The 16,821-nt window shown below is 71.6% G+C and carries 16 protein-coding genes; 5 read left to right on the top strand and 11 right to left on the bottom strand.

All coding sequences use genetic code 11. The features are described from left to right. On the bottom strand, positions 1-828 hold the full coding sequence (locus tag ACPXBU_RS33530; protein ID WP_393365854.1) for an ABC transporter permease: 828 nt from the start codon (positions 826-828) through the stop codon (positions 1-3). Positions 829-900: 72 nt separating this feature from the next. Further along, the gene (locus ACPXBU_RS33525) at positions 901-2,271 is read right to left on the bottom strand and encodes an L-serine ammonia-lyase (protein WP_425761237.1); all 1,371 of its coding nucleotides are present in this window, start codon (positions 2,269-2,271) and stop codon (positions 901-903) included. A 776-nt stretch (positions 2,272-3,047) separates the two neighbouring features. Between ACPXBU_RS33525 and ACPXBU_RS33520 the strand changes: the two genes are divergently transcribed. Then, the gene (locus tag ACPXBU_RS33520) at positions 3,048-3,257 is read left to right on the top strand and encodes a PspC domain-containing protein (protein ID WP_088951236.1); all 210 of its coding nucleotides are present in this window, start codon (positions 3,048-3,050) and stop codon (positions 3,255-3,257) included. A gap of 844 nt (positions 3,258-4,101) precedes the next feature. On the opposite strand, the gene ACPXBU_RS33515 is transcribed toward ACPXBU_RS33520, so the two are convergent. The 7 genes from ACPXBU_RS33515 to pdxH form a co-directional block, all read right to left on the bottom strand. After that, positions 4,102-4,953, bottom strand: a complete 852-nt coding sequence (locus ACPXBU_RS33515; RefSeq protein ID WP_393365851.1) for a DUF4230 domain-containing protein — start codon at positions 4,951-4,953, stop codon at positions 4,102-4,104. A gap of 99 nt (positions 4,954-5,052) precedes the next feature. Beyond that, positions 5,053-6,216: an acyl-CoA dehydrogenase family protein gene (locus ACPXBU_RS33510; protein ID WP_425761236.1), complete on the bottom strand. Its 1,164-nt coding sequence runs from the start codon at positions 6,214-6,216 to the stop codon at positions 5,053-5,055. Between the two features lie 44 nt (positions 6,217-6,260). Further along, positions 6,261-6,566 carry a type II toxin-antitoxin system VapB family antitoxin gene (locus tag ACPXBU_RS33505; RefSeq protein ID WP_357251917.1) on the bottom strand — a complete coding sequence of 102 codons (306 nt, stop codon included), beginning with the start codon at positions 6,564-6,566 and terminating at the stop codon, positions 6,261-6,263. Between the two features lie 185 nt (positions 6,567-6,751). Then, entirely contained in the window at positions 6,752-7,354 is a 603-nt protein-coding gene (locus ACPXBU_RS33500; RefSeq protein WP_425761235.1) for a nitroreductase family protein, read from the bottom strand. Beyond that, positions 7,354-8,283, bottom strand: coding sequence for an aldose 1-epimerase family protein (locus ACPXBU_RS33495; protein ID WP_393365845.1), 930 nt, complete (start codon positions 8,281-8,283; stop codon positions 7,354-7,356). The genes ACPXBU_RS33500 and ACPXBU_RS33495 overlap by 1 nt, the downstream gene beginning before the upstream one ends. A gap of 18 nt (positions 8,284-8,301) precedes the next feature. After that, positions 8,302-9,597 carry an MFS transporter gene (locus ACPXBU_RS33490; protein WP_425761234.1) on the bottom strand — a complete coding sequence of 432 codons (1,296 nt, stop codon included), beginning with the start codon at positions 9,595-9,597 and terminating at the stop codon, positions 8,302-8,304. Next, positions 9,594-10,220: a pyridoxamine 5'-phosphate oxidase gene (gene pdxH / locus ACPXBU_RS33485; RefSeq protein ID WP_393367062.1), complete on the bottom strand. Its 627-nt coding sequence runs from the start codon at positions 10,218-10,220 to the stop codon at positions 9,594-9,596. The genes ACPXBU_RS33490 and pdxH overlap by 4 nt, the downstream gene beginning before the upstream one ends. Positions 10,221-10,500: 280 nt before the next feature. Here pdxH and ACPXBU_RS33480 point away from each other — a divergent pair, with 280 nt between their 5' ends. The 3 genes from ACPXBU_RS33480 to sepH all read left to right on the top strand — a co-directional run bounded on the left by ACPXBU_RS33480 (position 10,501) and on the right by sepH (position 14,208). Then, positions 10,501-11,607, top strand: a complete 1,107-nt coding sequence (locus ACPXBU_RS33480) for a citrate synthase 2 (protein WP_393365841.1) — start codon at positions 10,501-10,503, stop codon at positions 11,605-11,607. Between the two features lie 205 nt (positions 11,608-11,812). Further along, complete coding sequence (gene serC, locus ACPXBU_RS33475; RefSeq protein WP_425761233.1) at positions 11,813-12,940, top strand: phosphoserine transaminase; 1,128 nt, start codon at positions 11,813-11,815, stop codon at positions 12,938-12,940. Positions 12,941-13,125: 185 nt separating this feature from the next. After that, a complete protein-coding gene (gene sepH, locus ACPXBU_RS33470; protein WP_425761232.1) occupies positions 13,126-14,208 on the top strand; it encodes a septation protein SepH in 1,083 nt (360 codons plus the stop codon). A gap of 55 nt (positions 14,209-14,263) precedes the next feature. Here sepH and ACPXBU_RS33465 read toward each other — a convergent pair whose 3' ends face one another. Together ACPXBU_RS33465 and ACPXBU_RS33460 are read right to left on the bottom strand one after the other, a co-directional pair. Then, positions 14,264-15,085: an alpha/beta fold hydrolase gene (locus ACPXBU_RS33465; protein ID WP_425761231.1), complete on the bottom strand. Its 822-nt coding sequence runs from the start codon at positions 15,083-15,085 to the stop codon at positions 14,264-14,266. Positions 15,086-15,100: 15 nt separating this feature from the next. Continuing rightward, positions 15,101-15,766, bottom strand: coding sequence for a DUF4097 family beta strand repeat-containing protein (locus ACPXBU_RS33460; RefSeq protein ID WP_425761230.1), 666 nt, complete (start codon positions 15,764-15,766; stop codon positions 15,101-15,103). A gap of 238 nt (positions 15,767-16,004) precedes the next feature. Here ACPXBU_RS33460 and ACPXBU_RS33455 point away from each other — a divergent pair, with 238 nt between their 5' ends. After that, on the top strand, positions 16,005-16,745 hold the full coding sequence (locus tag ACPXBU_RS33455; RefSeq protein ID WP_393365831.1) for a helix-turn-helix domain-containing protein: 741 nt from the start codon (positions 16,005-16,007) through the stop codon (positions 16,743-16,745). The last annotated feature ends 76 nt before the right edge of the window (positions 16,746-16,821 follow it).

Genomic DNA, 16,821 nt, shown 5'->3' with positions numbered 1-16,821 from the left:
TCAGAGTTCCTTGAGCACGGCGGGTTCCAACCGGCGGAACGACCACCAGCCGGCGGCGAGCACCAGCACACTGCCGACGACGGTCGTGGCGAGCAGCCGGGCGTCCGGGAACTCGTCCGGGTACCAGATCGCGTGGTGCAGCTGGAAGATCCCGACCAGTGGGTTCAGCTCGTACACCACCTTCAGCCAGCCCGGCAGATCGGACTCCCGGACCAGGCTGAGCGGATAGATGATCGGCGTGGCGTAGAAGAGCACCCGGATGATCAGCCGCAGGAACCGTTCCACGTCGCGCATCAGCACGTTCCACGCGGACAACAGCAGGGCCAGCCCGGTCAACAGGACGGCCTGGACGACGACCGCGAGCGGCAGGGCGAGCAGCGACCAGCCCGGGTGGATCCGACCGTGCACCGCGTAGATCACCGCGATGGCGATCAGGATCGGCAGGCCGGCGGCGTACTCGGCGAACCGGCCGGTGACCCGCCCGATCGGGAAGACCTGACGCGGCACGTTCATCGTGGTGATCAACCGGGACTGGCCGGTCAGCGCGTTCGTCGCCTCGCTCAGCGCCGAGCTGGTCCACATCCAGGCGAAGATCCCGGTGATCAGGAACAGCGGGTACGACCCGGCCGCCTCGCCCAGATGCCGGCCGGTGTCCCGGGAGTAGAGCACCCCGAACACGAACCAGTAGATGGCACCCATGCCGAGCGGCTCGATCAACGACCAGAAGTAGCCAAGCACCGACTGCTGGTACTTGACCGCCAGATCCCGTCGGACCAGGATGCGCAGCGAGTTGCGGTGCGACCACAACGCCGCGACGCCAGAGGTCACCGCGAGCCTCCCGCCTCCTGAAACGGACGACAGGTTAGCAGTCGGTGAACGAATGCCCGGAATCGACCGGACTCAGCACTCGATCACGTTGACGGCCAGACCGCCACGCGCCGTCTCCTTGTATTTGACCTTCATGTCGGCGCCCGTCTCCCGCATGGTCTTGATGACCTTGTCCAGCGACACCTTGTGCACACCGTCGCCGCGCAGCGCCAACCGGGCGGCCGTGATCGCCTTGATGCTAGCCACCGCGTTGCGCTCGATGCAGGGGATCTGCACCAGGCCACCCACCGGGTCACAGGTCAACCCGAGGTTGTGCTCCATCCCGATCTCGGCCGCGTTCTCCACCTGCTCCGGGGTGCCGCCGAGCGCCTCGGCCAGCCCGGCCGCCGCCATCGAGCACGCCGAACCCACCTCACCCTGGCAGCCGACCTCCGCGCCGGAGATCGACGCGTTCTCCTTGAACAGCACGCCTATCGCGCCGGACGTCAACAGGAACCGCACCACGCCATCGTCATCAGCGCCCGGGACGAACCGGGTGTAGTAGTGCAAGACCGCCGGAATGATCCCGGCCGCACCGTTCGTCGGCGCGGTGACCACCCGGCCACCGGCCGCGTTCTCCTCGTTCACCGCGAGGGCGAACAGCGTCACCCAGTCCATCGCGTGCAGCGGGTCGGGCGTCCCGGCGTCCGCCTCCAGGCCACGCCGCAGCTCCGCCGCCCGCCGCCGAACCTTCAACCCACCCGGGAGTACGCCGTCGCGCTCGCAGCCGCGCTGCACGCACTCCCGCATCACCCGCCAGATCTCCAACAGGTCGGCCCGGATGTCCGCCTCGCTGCGCCAGGAGCGCTCGTTGGCAAGCATCACCTCGCTTATCGACAGGCCCGTGGAACTGGTGACGTCGAGAAGCTGCGCCCCGGTCAGGAAGGGGTACCGCACCCGCGTGCTGTCCGGCTTGATCCGGTCCGCGCCGGCCGCGGCCTCGTCCACCACGAACCCACCACCGACGGAGTAGTAGGTACGGCTGCGCACCTCGGCGCCGGCACCGTCGTACGCCGCGAAGGTCATCCCGTTCGGGTGGTACGGCAGCGAACGACGCCTGTGCAACGTCAGGTCCCGATCCGGATCAAAGTCGATCTCGTGCGTGGCCAGGATGCTGATCCGCCGCTCGGCCCGGATCCGCTCGACCCGAGGACCGACGGTGTCCGTGTCGACAGTCTCCGGCGACTCGCCCGCCAACCCGAGCAACACCGCCGGACCACTGCCGTGGCCGTGCCCCGTCGCACCCAACGAGCCGAACAGCTCAGCCTGCACCCGTGCGACGTCGGAGAGCAGCCCGTCGGCCTTGAGCCCGCCGACGAACGTCCGCGCGGCCCGCATCGGCCCCACCGTGTGCGAGCTGGACGGCCCGATACCGACGCTGAAGAGGTCGAAAACACTGATCATGGCTGCGCTTCCTCGCCGTCGTCCCGGCGTACGGGACCCGGCCGCGCCAACACCGCCGACCTGGCAGCCCTGCTCGTGATCGACCGGGGTATGAGTTCCGGCCGCCCGGGGTGTGGAGGGCCGATCTGCCAGCGTACCCGCCCAGCTCAACGCCCAGCCGGCCGCCGGGAGTGTGCACCTGACCGCCATCTCCCCGCCACCCGCACCCCGCCACCCGCACCCCGCCACCCGCACCCCGCACGGAACGTCGCCGCGCCGCACCCCGCACCCCGCACCCCGCACCCCGCACCCCGCACGGAACGTCGCCGCGCCGCACCCCGCACCCCGCACCCCGCACCCCGCACGGAACGTCGTCGCGATCCGCCGCACCCCGCCCCGCCCCACACGCAACACCGAACCGCTCCCCGCCCCGCCCCGCACCGCCGCCCGGGCCCCCACCGCGCCGCCGCCCGCGCCGCCGCCGCCGCGCAAGATCGTGCTCGATCCAGGATCTAGTGGTATCCCTCCGTATGGATGCCACTACAACCAGGATCAAGCGCGATCTTCGTCTGCTTCTCCGGACGCCGTGTGCTTCTCCGGACGCCGTGTGCTTCACCGGACGCCGTGGCCGGCGGACGCGGCGGGTGACTCGGGGAGGCGTCAGCGAGGGGCTGCCCGGGTAAAGCACCTACGGGTCCACGGGTCGCCGCTCATCCTCGGGACGGAGGGCGAGGTGGCCACCCCCTTCTACCGTGGATTGCAGACGCGGCGCACCGCCGCAGAGTGGGAGTACGACGATGAGTCGCAAACTGGTCCGGCCCCGCGAGGGGCGCATGCTCGCCGGTGTCTGCGCCGGCCTCGGTCGGCGGTTCGGCATGTCCGCCGGGATGGTCCGGCTGCTGTTCCTACTGTCCCTGCTGCTGCCCGGCACCCAGGTGATCGTCTACCTGGTCCTCTGGGTTCTCATGCCGAATGAGGACCGCTACCTGGCCTCCACCCAGCACTGACGCTCGCCTCTCGCCGCGCGCCACCAGCGCCCCGTCGAGGCCAGAACCCCTGACCGTGAGGCAGCAACTTCACCGAAGTTGCTGCCTCACCAGCGTCAGAGGCAGCATCATCCCCGAAGTTGCGCAGATCCTGCCCGTGAGCACCGGGCGACACGGGCAACGTCCGAGCGGCGCGGGGCAGCACGGCGCGGCGCGGCGCGGGGCAGCACGGCACGGCGCGGCGCGGGGCAGCACGGCGCGGCGCGGCGCGGCGCAGCGCGGCGCGGGGCGGCGCGTCGCGGGGCAGCACGGCGCGGCGCGGCGCGGGGCAGCACGGCGCGGAGCAGCGCCGGGCAGCGCGGGGCGGCGCGGGGCAGCGCGGGGCGGCGCCGGGCAGCGCAGGGCCGGGCGGCGCGGCGCAACGTCCGGGCGGCGCGGGGCGGCGCGGCGCAGCGCAGTGCCGGGCCTGAGCGGGGCGGCGTCCGCGCGGGGCGTGTTCCTCTAGATCCACTCGGGTTTGCTGAAACCGGGGTGTCCGGGGCGTCGCGATACCCCGACTTCAATGAAGCCGAGTGGATCATGGCGTGCGCGTCGCGCGAAGGGCCGCGCGTCCCACACGCCAAGGCCGCGCCACACGCCAAGGCCGCGCCACACGCCAAGGCCGCGTCGCACGAGGGTCCGCAGCGCGCGAGGGTCCGCAGCGCGCGAGGGGTGCACGCGCGAGGGGTGCGCGAGGCGGCGGCGCGGGGGCGTACCGGGGCGGGACTCAGCGGACGGGCGGCGGGAGGTACATGGCCGCGAGAAACCGCGAGCGCCCGCTCCGACGGACGTCGGGGCGGGCGCTCGGCGTTACGGGTTTGGCAGGTCAGGGGGCCACGTAGGTAACGGTGATCTGCTGGTACCCAAGGGACCGCAGCAGCCCTTCCAGCATCTTGCGGGTGTTCTCCTCGGCGCGGGCGGAGAGCCCGCTGTCACGGGCGGCAGCGGTGATCCGCTCCTCGGCGAGCTTGTAGACCTGCTGCTGCCGGTTGGGGTCGTTGCCGACCAGGTCACCGAGCCGGTTGAGCAGACCACGCTGCTCCGCGAAGACGTAGCTCTTCTCCATGTCGAGATTCGTCTCGCCGAGCTGCGGCGCGGGCAGCTTGATCTCGACGGACTTGCCGTCGGCGGACTGGACGATGGCACCGTCACCGATCTTGGTGAAGTCGACGTACGCCTCGACACTGCCCGCTCCGACGAACAGGGTGCGCTCGTTGAGCAGGAAGTCCGGCACGTTGCGCCTGTCGTTCTGGGTGTCGACGACCACCTGGAAGTTGCCCTCCGCGGCCACGTAACGGCTGAGGTCCTGGATCGACTTCAGCAGCGTTGGCTGGCTGCGGTCGGTCTGCTCCTTGGCGAACGGGTTGCGGAAGTCCGGCAGGAAGCCGGTCGCCTGGACGCCGAGCAGCACCACCACGGCCAGTGCGGCGGCGCCGAGCAGCAGGAGCAGGCCGCGCGCGGCCCCACCACCACCGCCACCGTCGCCACCGGCCACCGGGCCGCCGGGCGGGCCGGCGGGTGGGTCACCGGGGCCACCGGGGCCGCCAGTACCTCCGGAGCCGCCCGGTGTATCGAAGGTCGGCTCGGGTGTAGCGGTCGACCGATCCCGGAGGGCGTCGCCGGTCGGGTAACCGGGGAACTCCCTCGTGGGCTCGTTGCTGCCAGCATCGCGGGCCATCACGCTCACCGTCCTCGTCAGACACGTCGTCTGTCAATGACGGTACGGCCCCACTGCGACAGTCGCGCGTCGAGCGTCAGGAAGTGACAGAAGGGCAGGTCAGGCGAACGCGGAGAGCCCGGTGAGCCGTTGCCCGACGACGAGTTGGTGGATCTCGGAGGTGCCCTCGTACGTCAGCACGCTCTCCAGGTTGTTGGCGTGCCGCATCACCGGGTATTCGCCGGAGACGCCGTTGGCACCGAGGATGGTCCGGCACTGCCGGGCGATGGCCAGGGCCTCCCGCACGTTGTTCAGCTTGCCCACGCTTACCTGCTCGGGCCGCAGCCGGTGGGTGTCGGCGAGCCGACCCAGGTGCAGCGCGAGCAGTTGCGCCTTCACCAGCTCGACGGCCATGTCGGCGAGCTTCGCCTGGGTGAGCTGGAAGCCGGCGAGCGGGCGACCGAACTGGGTGCGGGTGGTGGCGTACGCCAGGGTGGTTTCCAGGCAGTCGCGGGCGGCGCCGATCGCGCCCCAGACGATGCCGTAGCGGGCCTCGGTGAGGCAGCTCAGCGGCGCCTTCAGCCCGACCGCCTCGGGTAGTTGGGCGTCCACCGGGAGCCGGACGTCGTCGAGCACGATCTCGCCGGTCACCGACGCGCGCAGCGACATCTTGCGCCGGATCTCGCGGGCCGTGACGCCCGGTGTGTCCATGGGTACGGCGAAACCGCGCACGCCCTCGTCGGTGCGCGCCCAGATCACCGCGACGTCGGCGATCGGCGCGTTGGTGATCCACATCTTTCCGCCGGTGAGCAGCCAGTCGTCGCCGTCGCGGCGGGCCCGGGTGGTCATCGAGGCGGGGTCGGAGCCGTGGTCCGGTTCGGTCAGGCCGAAGCAGCCGATCGCCTCGCCGGTGGCCATCGACGGCAGCCAGCGCTGCTTCTGCTCCTCGCTGCCGAAGCGCCAGATGGCGTACATGGCGAGCGAGCCCTGCACCGAGACCAGGGAGCGGAGGCCGGAGTCGCCGGCTTCCAGTTCCTGGCAGGCCAGCCCGTAGGCGACCGCGGAGGCGCCGGCGCAGCCGTACCCGGTCAGGTGCATGCCGAGGAGTCCGAGCTTGCCGAACTCGCGGGCCAGGTCCCGGGCGGGCACCTGGCCGTCCTCGTACCAGTCGGCGACGTGCGGGCGCACCCGGTCGTCGACGAGCTGACGGACGACGTCGCGGATCTGCCGCTCCTCCTCGCTGAGCGACAGGTCCAGGTCGAGCAGGTCGAGTGAGGCGGTCATGGACGCCACCCTAACGAAGGTTCAGCGCGCGGAAGAAGGGCTCGTCACTCGATCGGCTCCGCGAGCACCAGCACCCGCGCGTGGATCTGGTTGCGCTGCTGCAGGGCGGCGCGCAGGGCGCGGTGCAGCCCGTCTTCCAGGTAGAGCCCGCCGTTCCACTGCACGACGTGCGGGAAGAGGTCACCGTAGAAGGTGGAGTCCTCGGCGAGGAGCTTGTCGAGCGCCAACTCGCGCTTGGTGGTGATCATCTGATCCAGGCGCAGCGGACGGGGCGGGATCTCCGCCCACTGCTTCAGGGTCAGGTTGTGCTCCGGGTAGGGACGCCCGTCCCGGACCGCTCTGAAGATCACGACGGCACGCTCCCCTCCCCGTGGCCGGGCCGACCGACAGCGCCGAGCCGGGCCGCGGCGGGCACCGCGGCGCGGCACCGATGACCGTGCCAGCCTAGCCGCCCAGTCCCCGTTGCGTTCTGCTCCCTGATGTCAGTTTCGCTACCGCTCGTCCGATCCTCAACCGGACGAACAGGACACCGCGCTCAGCTCCACCTGCCGCGCCGGACAACCTCGTCCACTCCACGACGCCCACGGCGCAGCGACGGTGACCGATGGTCGGGTGCCCGGTAACCGATTGTGACGGCACCGATGGGTTGGTACTCCACCGGCACGCCGAACGCGTCCCGGTAGCTGGCCAGCCGCTGCGGTGCGATGCCGAAGAAACAGGCCCCCAGCCCCTCGTCCACGGCGGTCAGCAGCATCAGCAACGCCGCGAAGCCGGTGTCCACGTGCCAGTACGGCACCGGCCACCGATCGGTGGACCGGTCCGTCCAGCCCTTGTCCGGCTCGGCGTAGCGCCGCAGGTAGGCCGACTCGTTGGCGTGCGGCACCACGATGAGCGGCGCCCGGCGCATCCCGGCCAGCCAGCGCTCCCGTCCACCGCCGTCCGGGGTGGTGGCCACCCAGAACCGCTCCCGGTCGGCGGGCTCCTCCAGCACCAGGAAGCCCCAGCCCTGGGCGAACCCGGCCGACGGGGCGCGGATCGCGTGGTCGAGCAGCCGTTCCACCACGTCGGGCGGGACCGGACGGTCCGGGTCGTAGTTGCGCACCATCCGCCGACGCCGGACGACCTCGGCGAACTCCATCAGGCCCCGGGCCGGATGCCCCAGGCACCCCGCCAGGTCGTGCCGGGCTTGAGCGAGAGCAGGTCCCTCCCCGACCGGAACGCGTCCGGCGGGCAGGTCATCGGCTCGATCGCCACCGAGCGGCGATGCCGCTCACCGGTGAGCGCGTCCCCGGTGAACACCTGCCACCAGCCGAACTCCGCGTCCGCCCAGATGTGCACACCTGTCGAACCGTCCGGGGCGGACAGGCTCACCGACGAGCCGCCGTCGGCGTCGCGGATCACCTCGCCGAAGCACAGGTCGAGCTCGGCCGCGCCGATCCGGCGCGGGCTCGTCCAGTCGTACTCGGTGCCGGCCACCGGCGTCGCGCCGATCGGCAACAGCCGCCCGTCGACGAGCATCCGGGTACGGGTGGGCAGCCGCATCACCAGGTCGTCGACCGCGACGCCCGGCAGTTGCAGGTACGGGTGCACGGAGAAGCCGAACGGCGCGGCCTCGCCACCGATGTTCGTCACCTCGTGCTCGGCGCGCAGCCCGTCCGCGTCGACGCTCCACCGGCTGAGCAGCCGCAACGGCCACGGGTAGCCGGGCTGCGGCGGCAGGTCGTAGCCGAGGGTCACGGCGGCCTCCGACTGCTCCACCAGACGCCACGGCACCCAGTTGACCAGCCCGTGGATCGCCACGTGCCGCTCCGGCTCGGTGAGCGGGAGCTGGTGCGCCCGCTCGCCGAACGAGTAGCGGCCATCGCGGATCCGGTTCGGCCAGGGCGCCAGCACCTGTCCGGCGCAGCCGGGGCAGACCTCGTCAGTCTGGTAGCCGTCGACCAGGTCGACGCCGTCGTGCCGGTACGTCCGGAGCCCACCACCCACCTCCACGATGACGGCCTCGTGGCCGGCGGCGGAGATGGTCCACTGGGCGCCGGAGAACGCGCGCTGCTCGGGGCTTTCCATGTCGGCGACCCTAACCGGTCACGTCCGGTCCCCGCTCGACGCCGCCGCCCGGTAGCGCAGCAGTGCCGGGAACGCGACCGCGAGCACCACGACGAGCACCGCCGAGGCGAGCCCGCCCGCCACCCAGGCCACCCCGCCGCCGAACCCGGCGGCCATCGTGCCGGCCCGCAGATCGCCGAGCCGCGGACCACCGGCCACCACCACCGTGTTGACGCCCTGGAGCCGGCCCCGCATCCGGTCCGGCGCGTAGACGAGCAGCATCGACTGGCGCAGCACCGCGCTGACCAGGTCGGCGGCCCCGGCCACGGCGAGCAGGAGGACCATCAGCCAGAGCTGGTGGGCGAGCCCGGCCGCGGCGATGGCGACTCCCCAGGCGACCACCGCGACCACCAGGCCGAGCCCCTGCCTGCGGAGCCGGCCGATCCAGCCGGAGGTCAACCCACCGATCATCGAACCGATCGCGATGGCGCTGTAGAGCAGGCCGACCGCACCGCCGCCGCCGAACCTCTCGTGGGCGATCTCCGGGAAGAGCGCCCGCGGCATGGCGAGGATCATCGCGATCAGGTCCACCCCAAAGGACAGCAGCAGCACAGGTGTGGTGGCCAGGTAGCGGAATCCGTCCACCACACTGGCCAGGCCGGCGCGGCGCGGTTCACCGTCGACGGTCGGCTCGGGCGGCAGCGCGGGCAGGCGCAGCGCCGCCCAGAGCATCGCGGTGAACAGCACCGCGTCGACCCCGTACGCGATGGGCAGGACCACGGTGGTGTCCGGCGAGGCGGCGAGGATCAGGCCGGCGGCGAGCGGACCGGCCACCGAGGCGGCGGTGAAGGTCGTGTAGTTCAGGGTGGTGGCGGACGCCACCAGGTCGTCGGGCACCAGGCGGGGCAGCATGGCGCTGCGGGCCGGCGAGGTGATCGCGAACGCCACCGACTGCACCGCCATCAACGCCAGCAGCAGCACCGGGCTGCCCACGTTCAGCAGGGCCTGGACCAGCAGCCCGAGGGTGGACGCCCAGAGCAGGACCGACCCGCCGAGCAGCACGGCGCGGCGGTCGTGGGCGTCGGCGACCGCGCCACCCCAGAGCCCGAAGATCAGCAACGGCACGAAGGCGGCCACGCCCAGCAGGCCCACCCAGAACGAGTCCCGGGTCAGGGCGTACATCTCGACCGGGACCGCGACGGCCGTGAACTGGAACCCGAACATCGCCACGGTGTTGCCGAGCCACAGCCGCCGGTAGGCGGGCACCCGCAGCGGACGTACGTCGATCGCCCAGCGGCGCGCTCCGCGCGCCCGGGCCTCCCGCACACCCGTCACGGCGCCAACCGCTCGACGATCCAGTCACCCTCGTCGAGGCGGAAGCGGAGCCGGTCGTGCAGGCGTCCGGCCCGGCCCTGCCAGAACTCCACCGACTCGGGTCGGACCCGCAACCCGCCCCAGTGCGGCGGCATCGGGATCTCCGCCTCGCCGGCGAACCGCTCGGTCACCTCGCGGTAGCGCTCCTCAAGCGTCGCCCGGTCCGTCACCACCTGCGACTGCGGGCTGGCCCAGGCGCCCAGTTGGGAGCCGCGCGGCCGGCTGGCGAAGTACGCCGCGCTCGTCGCCCGGTCGACCGGCACGACCCGCCCGGCCACCACCACCTGCCGCTGCATGGGAAACCACGGAAAGACCAGGCTGGCGTACGGGTTGTCGGCCGCCTCGACGCCCTTGCGGGACAGGTGGTTGGTGAAGAAGACGAAGCCGTCGGGGTCGTACCCCTTGAGTAGCACCGTCCGACCGCTCGGCCGGCCGGCCGCGTCCGCGGTGCCCACCACCATCGCGTTCACCTCGGGTAGCCCGAAGGCCACCGCGTCGGCGAACCAGCTGTCGAACTGGGTGTGCCAGTCGGCGGCCAGGTCAGCTTCGGTCAGGCCCCGGTCCGCGGCGTACTCGTTACGCATCGCGGCCGGGGCGGGTGTGTCGCCCGTCACGTCCCCACTCCTTCTCGGCAGGTCCGCCCGCGCCCTCCCGCGCTGGCCAGCCCGCCCTGCCCAGTCTCACCGAGTCCGGCGGAGAATGCGCGTCCGGGGATGTCGCGTGCAGCACAGTCGCCGTGGGTCGCGTATCCGGTTACTCAGCAGGCAAGATGTTCCGAACACATCCCTGAGGGTCGCCTAGGGCGCTCGGCCGACCGGGCCGGATGAGCCGACCGGGCGCACCGACCAGATCCAGGAGAGCGACATGGCCGATTTCAAACCCGGGCTGGAGGGCGTCGTCGCCTTCGAGACCGAGATCGCCGAACCCGACCGCGAGGGTGGCGCGCTGCGCTACCGCGGGGTCGACATCGAGGATCTGATCGGTCAGGTCTCGTTCGGCAACGTGTGGGCGCTGCTCGTCGACGGCCGCTTCGGGCCGGGCCTGCCACCGGCGGAGCCGTTCCCGGTGCCGGTGCACTCCGGGGACATCCGGGTCGACGTGCAGTCGGCGGTCGCCATGCTCGCCCCGTACTGGGGGCTCAGCCAACTGCTGGACATCTCCGACGAGCAGGCTCGCGAGGACCTGGCCCGGGTGTCGGTGACCGCGCTCTCCTTCGTGGCCCAGTCGGCTCGGGGCCTCGGCCTGCCGGCGGTGCCGCAGAAGGAGATCGACAAGGCGCAGACGATCGTCGAGCGGTTCATGAAGCGGTGGCGCGGCGAGCCCGACCCGCGGCACGTCAAGGCCGTCGACGCGTACTTCATCTCGGCCGCCGAGCACGGTCTGAACGCCTCCACCTTCACCGCCCGCATCGTCGCCTCCACCGGAGCGGACGCGGCGGCCTGCATCTCGTCGGGCATCGGCGCCCTCTCCGGCCCGCTGCACGGCGGCGCGCCGTCCCGGGTGCTCAGCATGCTCGAGGCGGTGGAGCGCAGCGGCGACGCGGAGGGCTACGTCAAGGGCGTGCTCGATCGCGGCGAGCGGCTGATGGGCTTCGGCCACCGGGTCTACCGGGCCGAGGACCCGCGCGCCCGGGTGCTGCGGCGCACCGCCAAGGAGTTGGGCGCGCCGCGCTTCGAGATCGCCGAGGCGTTGGAGAAGGCGGCGCTCGCCGAGTTGCAGGCCCGTCGCCCGGACCGGGTGCTGGCCACGAACGTCGAGTTCTGGTCGGCCGTCGTGCTGGACTTCGCCGAGGTGCCGGCGCACATGTTCACCTCGATGTTCACCTGCGCGCGGATGGGCGGTTGGAGCGCGCACATCCTGGAGCAGAAGCGCCTTCAGCGGCTGGTCCGCCCGTCCGCCCTCTACGTCGGCCCGGAGTCGCGCAAGCCGTCCGGCGTCGAAGGCTGGGCCGCCATCCCGCACGGCGTCTGACCTGTCGCAGAAGGGCCTCTCCGCTACGTCCGGCGTAGCGGAGGGGCCCTTCCGCACGTCAACCGAGCGGTCACCGCCGAGGTGTGGCGAAGGACTCAGCCCGGCCCCCGGGGGCACGGCTTCCACCGATCGGTCCGGGTGCGAGGATGAGGGCCGGCAGTGTCGCCGGGCCCGCCCTCGCCCTTGCGGAAGGATCTTCAAGACCGTGGCTGACGCACCGACCATCCGGATTCCCGATGACCTCAAGCCCGCCGACGGACGCTTCGGCTGCGGCCCGTCCAAGGTCCGCCCCGCGGCGGTGTCCGCACTTGCCGAGGTCGCCACCAGCTACCTGGGCACCTCGCACCGCCAGAAGACGGTCCGCGACCAGGTGGCCCGGCTGCGCTCCGGCATCGCCGAGTTCTTCTCGCTGCCCGAGGGTTACGAGGTCGTGATCGGCAACGGCGGCACCACCGCGTTCTGGGAGGTCGCCACCTTCGGCCTGGTTCGCGACCGGGCCCAGTTCGCCAGCTTCGGCGAGTTCGGCGCCAAGTTCGCCAAGTCGGTGAAGGACGCGCCGTTCCTCGGTGAGCCGACAGTTCGCAAGGCCGAGGCCGGCAGCGCGCCGAGCCTGGTCGCCGAGTCCGGCGTGGACACGTACGCGACTCCGCAGAACGAGACGTCCACGGGCGTGGCCGTCCCGATCAGCCGGGTGGCCGGCGCCGACGAGGGCGCGCTGCTGCTCGTCGACGCGACCTCCGGCGCGGGTGGCCTCGACGTCAACGTCGGCGAGACCGATGTCTACTACTTCGCTCCGCAGAAGTGCTTCGGCTCCGACGGTGGCCTCTGGCTGGCCCTGATGTCACCGGCCGCGCTCGACCGCGCCGCCGAGATCAAGGCGTCCGGGCGTTACATCCCCGCCTTCCTCGACCTGGTCACCGCGATCGACAACTCGCGGCTGGAGCAGACCTACAACACCCCGGCGCTGGCCACCATCTTCCTGGCCGCCGAGCAGACCGACTGGATGAACGCGCAGGGCGGTCTGGCCTGGGCCGCCAAGCGCACCGCCGAGAGCGCCGCCGCGGTGTACGGCTGGGCGGAGCGGTCCACCGTGGCCAACCCGTTCGTCGGCGACCCGGCGCTGCGCTCCAACGTGGTCGCCACGATCGACTTCGCCGACGGGGTGGACGCCACCGCGATCGCGAAGGTGCTGCGCGCCAACGGCATCGTGGACACCGAGCCGTACCGCAAGCTCGGTCGCAACCAGCTGCGGGTGGCGTTGTTCCCGGCCGTCGAGCCGACGGATGTCGAGGCGTTGACCGCGTCCATCGACTACGTTATCGAGCGACTCTGACGTTCGTCACGGTCGGTGTTCGTTGGGGCCTCCACGGACACCGACCGTGATCATCGTTGCAGCTCAGTCGCGACATGCGGGGTGTCGCTTCCCCCACCCCGAGACAGATGCGCGTACGGTGGTCCGAGACGCCTGGGTGGCCGACTCGTGGCGTGCGGCCAGCGAAGCGGGACGGAGGCAACGCTATGCGCCCAGTACGCTTCGTCGCCCTCTCCGAGGACGGCCATGCCCTGGTTCTCGCCGACGAGGTCGGGCGGTTGCTCGCCCTGCCGATCGACGACCGGATCTCGGGTGCGCTGCACGCCGAGCCCGGCGCGCCGCCGCTGCCGGCGGCACCGACCGCCGCCGACCCGATTCCCTCACTGTCCCCTCGGGACATTCAGGCCCGCATCCGCTCCGGTGAGTCCGCCGAGGATGTCGCCCGGATCGCCGGCGTGCCCGTCGACCGGGTGCTGCGCTATGCCGGCCCGGTGCTCCAGGAGCGGGCGATGCTCGCTCAGCACGCCCGCCGCACCCGGCTCAAGGGCGCGGAGAAGCCCACCCCGTTGGCCGAGGTGGTAAACAGTCGGTTGAGCCAGCACGGCATCGACACCGAGAAGATCTCCTGGGACGCCTACCGGCGGGACGACGGCACCTGGCGGATCATCGCCACCTGGCCGTCCGGCAAGGCCACCGCGCAGGCCATCTGGGATCTCGACAAGACCCGGCAGTCGGTCGCCCCGCACGACGACATGGCGCAATACCTGTGTGCCGAGCGGCCCACGCCGATCCTCGGCCAGGAGCCGGCGCCGGAGCGGGGCGGGCACGGCCTGCCCGGTCCCTCGCGCGGCGAGCCGAGCCGTGGTGGGCACGGGTTGCCGGCGGCGTCCGAGCATCCGCGCCCGGGCCGGGACCCGATCCGGGCCGGTCGCGACGCGCTGCTCGCCTCGCTGGACCGCCCGCTCGGCGCCTCGTCGGGTCGTGGCCTCGAGCCGCGTACCCCGGCTGCTCTTGCCGGTTCGGACGCGCCTCGGCAGCGGCCGGTCGGCGGGGGTGCCGCCGCGCTGCTCGGCGGCGGCCAGGGGTCGGCCTTCGACGACGACTCGGATGCGCCCAAGGAGGTGCCGGCCGTGCCGTCGCTGGCGGTGCTGCGGCCTCGCCGCACGGGCGCGGCGGCGGCAGCCGCCGGTGGTGAGTCCACGGATGCCAACGGCAAGCCGCGCAAGCGCCTGCCGAGCTGGGACGACGTGCTCTTCGGCAGCGGGCCGGCGGCGCGCGAGTCTTCCTGAGCCTGCGCGTCGACGGGTGGTGCACAGCCACCCGTCGACGCGAAACCCGCGGGCCTCACCGAGTGTCTTCAGCGCCGATGCCGGCGACCTCGCGTACGGCGTCGGCGACGGCCCGGAAATCCTTCTTGAGGATCGCACCGTGGTTGCTGGTGACCTTCGCGGCGATCTGGATGTGCGGGTTGCGGGCGGTCACCGCGTCGAGGCTGGCACGGATCTTCTCCTGCTCGTCACCGCGACTGCCGAGGGACGTGCCGGAGGCGACGACGTATCGCACCGGCACGGTGATGCTGTCGAGCAAGGGGCCCAGCTCGCGCTCACGGGACAGTCTGCCCAGCTCGATGTTGCTGTCCGCCATCTGCTCGGCATTCATTCGCGGGGTCAGACCGGTGGGGCGCAGTAGGGGCATGAACACGTTCATCCGCCGGAACATCTTCCGGATCCGCTGCTCCATGGCCTCGTCGAGCCAGTCGTGCGGGAACGCGCCGTCCACCAGGACCGCGCCGACGGTGCGCCCTGGGTTCCGGCTGGCCCAGTGCGCCCCGACGACCGCCCCGTAGGACCAGCCCACCACCAGCGCGCGGTCCACACCCCGGGCCGCGAGGACGGCGTCGACGTCCCGGACGGCGGCCTCGAAGGAGTAGTCGGCCGACCGCTTCGACGTCCTGCCACGAGCCCGCTCGTCGTAGGTGACGTGCCGCCAGCCCGTGCCCAGGTCGGCGATGACCCGACGCCAGTACCCCTGGGTGGCGAACTGACCGTTGAGGTAGACCACTGGTACACCGGGACCGCCGGTGTCGGTGACGGCCAGAGCCGTGTCGTCGACCGGCACCAGGCCGGTCCACGTCGAACTGGTCGAGGACATGCTGTTGTTCGTCATCGGGTTCCGTCCTGTTCAGAGGCTGTGGGCGACGATGTCGCCGTGGGAGGTGGTGGCGCGGATGTCCAGTGCGGTGGTGCCGTCGTTGCGGAGGGCGTTGCTGACCCGGCCGTGGCCGGTGCCGGCGTCCAGCGCGGCTGAGACGCCAGCGGTGGCGGCGACCGAGATGTCGCCGGACTGGGTCGTCAGCACGACGGTGCCGTGCGTGGCTTCGGCGATCCGGATGTCGCCCCTGGTGGTGCTGATCTCGGCGGGGCCGGTGAGGCGGCCGACCTCGACGTCGCCGTCGATCGCGGTGAGGCGGACGCTCGCCGCCTCGTCGATCTTGATCTGGCGGTACGCGCCGTCGAAGGTGACGTCGCCGAGGCGCCCGACACCCCGCAGCTCGGCGCTGGCGGCCTTGGCGTCGATGCGGGAGTCGGCGGGCAGTCGAACGGTCACCTGCAGGGATCCGGAGGGACCGACGAGCGGGTTGCCGGGGGTTGCGACCGTGATCCGCAGGACGCCGTCGGCGTACGTGACGGAGGTCTGTTCGGCGGCCCTGGTGTCGCGGCTCCTGGTCGGGTCGGTGGGCAGGACCTCGACTGTGGTGTCGACGCGGTCCGCGGCGATGAGCTGGATGCGCCCGGCAGGGATGTTCAGGATGGCGGAGATCGGGGCGGGGGTGTCGAACGTCTTCATCATTCTCTCCGGTGCTCGTCCGTTGTTTCTGATATCGGAAACGCTACGTTGCTTTCCAACGTCGGGCAACAGACTCGTTGCATTCGGAGAGAGTTTTAGCAGTTCAGAGCCTAAGTTTCATTGCAACGAGCGTGCCGGATAACGCAACGGCCGACCCGCGGTTGTTGCAATGGGTAAGAAGTGAACGCTATGGTGAGAGGACCACGAGGCCGCTACGAAGGATCACCAGGGAGATGAGATGCCGGGAGGCCGACTCACCCAGCAGGAACGCCAACAGATCGCGTTGGGGCTTGTCGACAGCCTCCCCTACGCGGAGATCGCCCGACGTCTCGACCGACCCACCTCGACGATCACCCGCGAGGTGATGCGCAATGGTGGCCCCATGGGCTACCGCGCCGACCTCGCGCACCGCGCCACCGAACGCCGCGCCCACCGGCGCAGGCCGGCTACCTCCCGCCCGACGGCAGCGGTCCTCCCGCAGCACGGGCGCGACGCCGAGGCCGTGGCCGACTACGAGGAGGCGTTCACCACCGTCCTCATGGCGTCGGGTCTGAACAAGATGGGCGCCCGCGTGTTGACCTGCCTGTTCACCACCGACGCGGGCGCCCTCACCGCGTCCGAGCTCGCCCAGCGCCTCCAGGTCAGCCCGGCGTCCATCTCCAAGGCGATCAGCTTCCTGGAGGGCCAGAGCCTGGTCCGCCGCGAACGCGACGAACGCCGCCGCGACCGCTACGTCGTCGACAACGAGCTGTTCTACCAGGCTACGATCGCCAGCGCCCGAGCCAACGACCAGCTCGTCGCCACCGCGCGGCAGGGCGTCGCCCTCCTCGGTGCGCACACCCCGGCCGCCGCCCGCCTGGAGAACATCGCCCGCTTCCTCGACTTCATGAGCGAAAGCATCGTCCGCGCCGCCGAACAGGCCCGCGAAGTCCTCCGCAGCGGACCCGAGACCGCCGCTGCCGCCCCGATCTCGGACTAAGAGCGCGTTTGGTTTGTGGGTTGGTCGGGTGTGTCGCACAGTGGGTCCGACCGATGAGCCTGGCTCGGTCGATGGA

The sequence above is a fragment of the Micromonospora sp. DT231 genome (assembly GCF_049847025.1).
GTDB lineage: Bacteria > Actinomycetota > Actinomycetes > Mycobacteriales > Micromonosporaceae > Micromonospora.
Note: the sequence above shows the minus strand (reverse complement) of the source record. Positions and strands in the feature narration are given on the sequence as shown.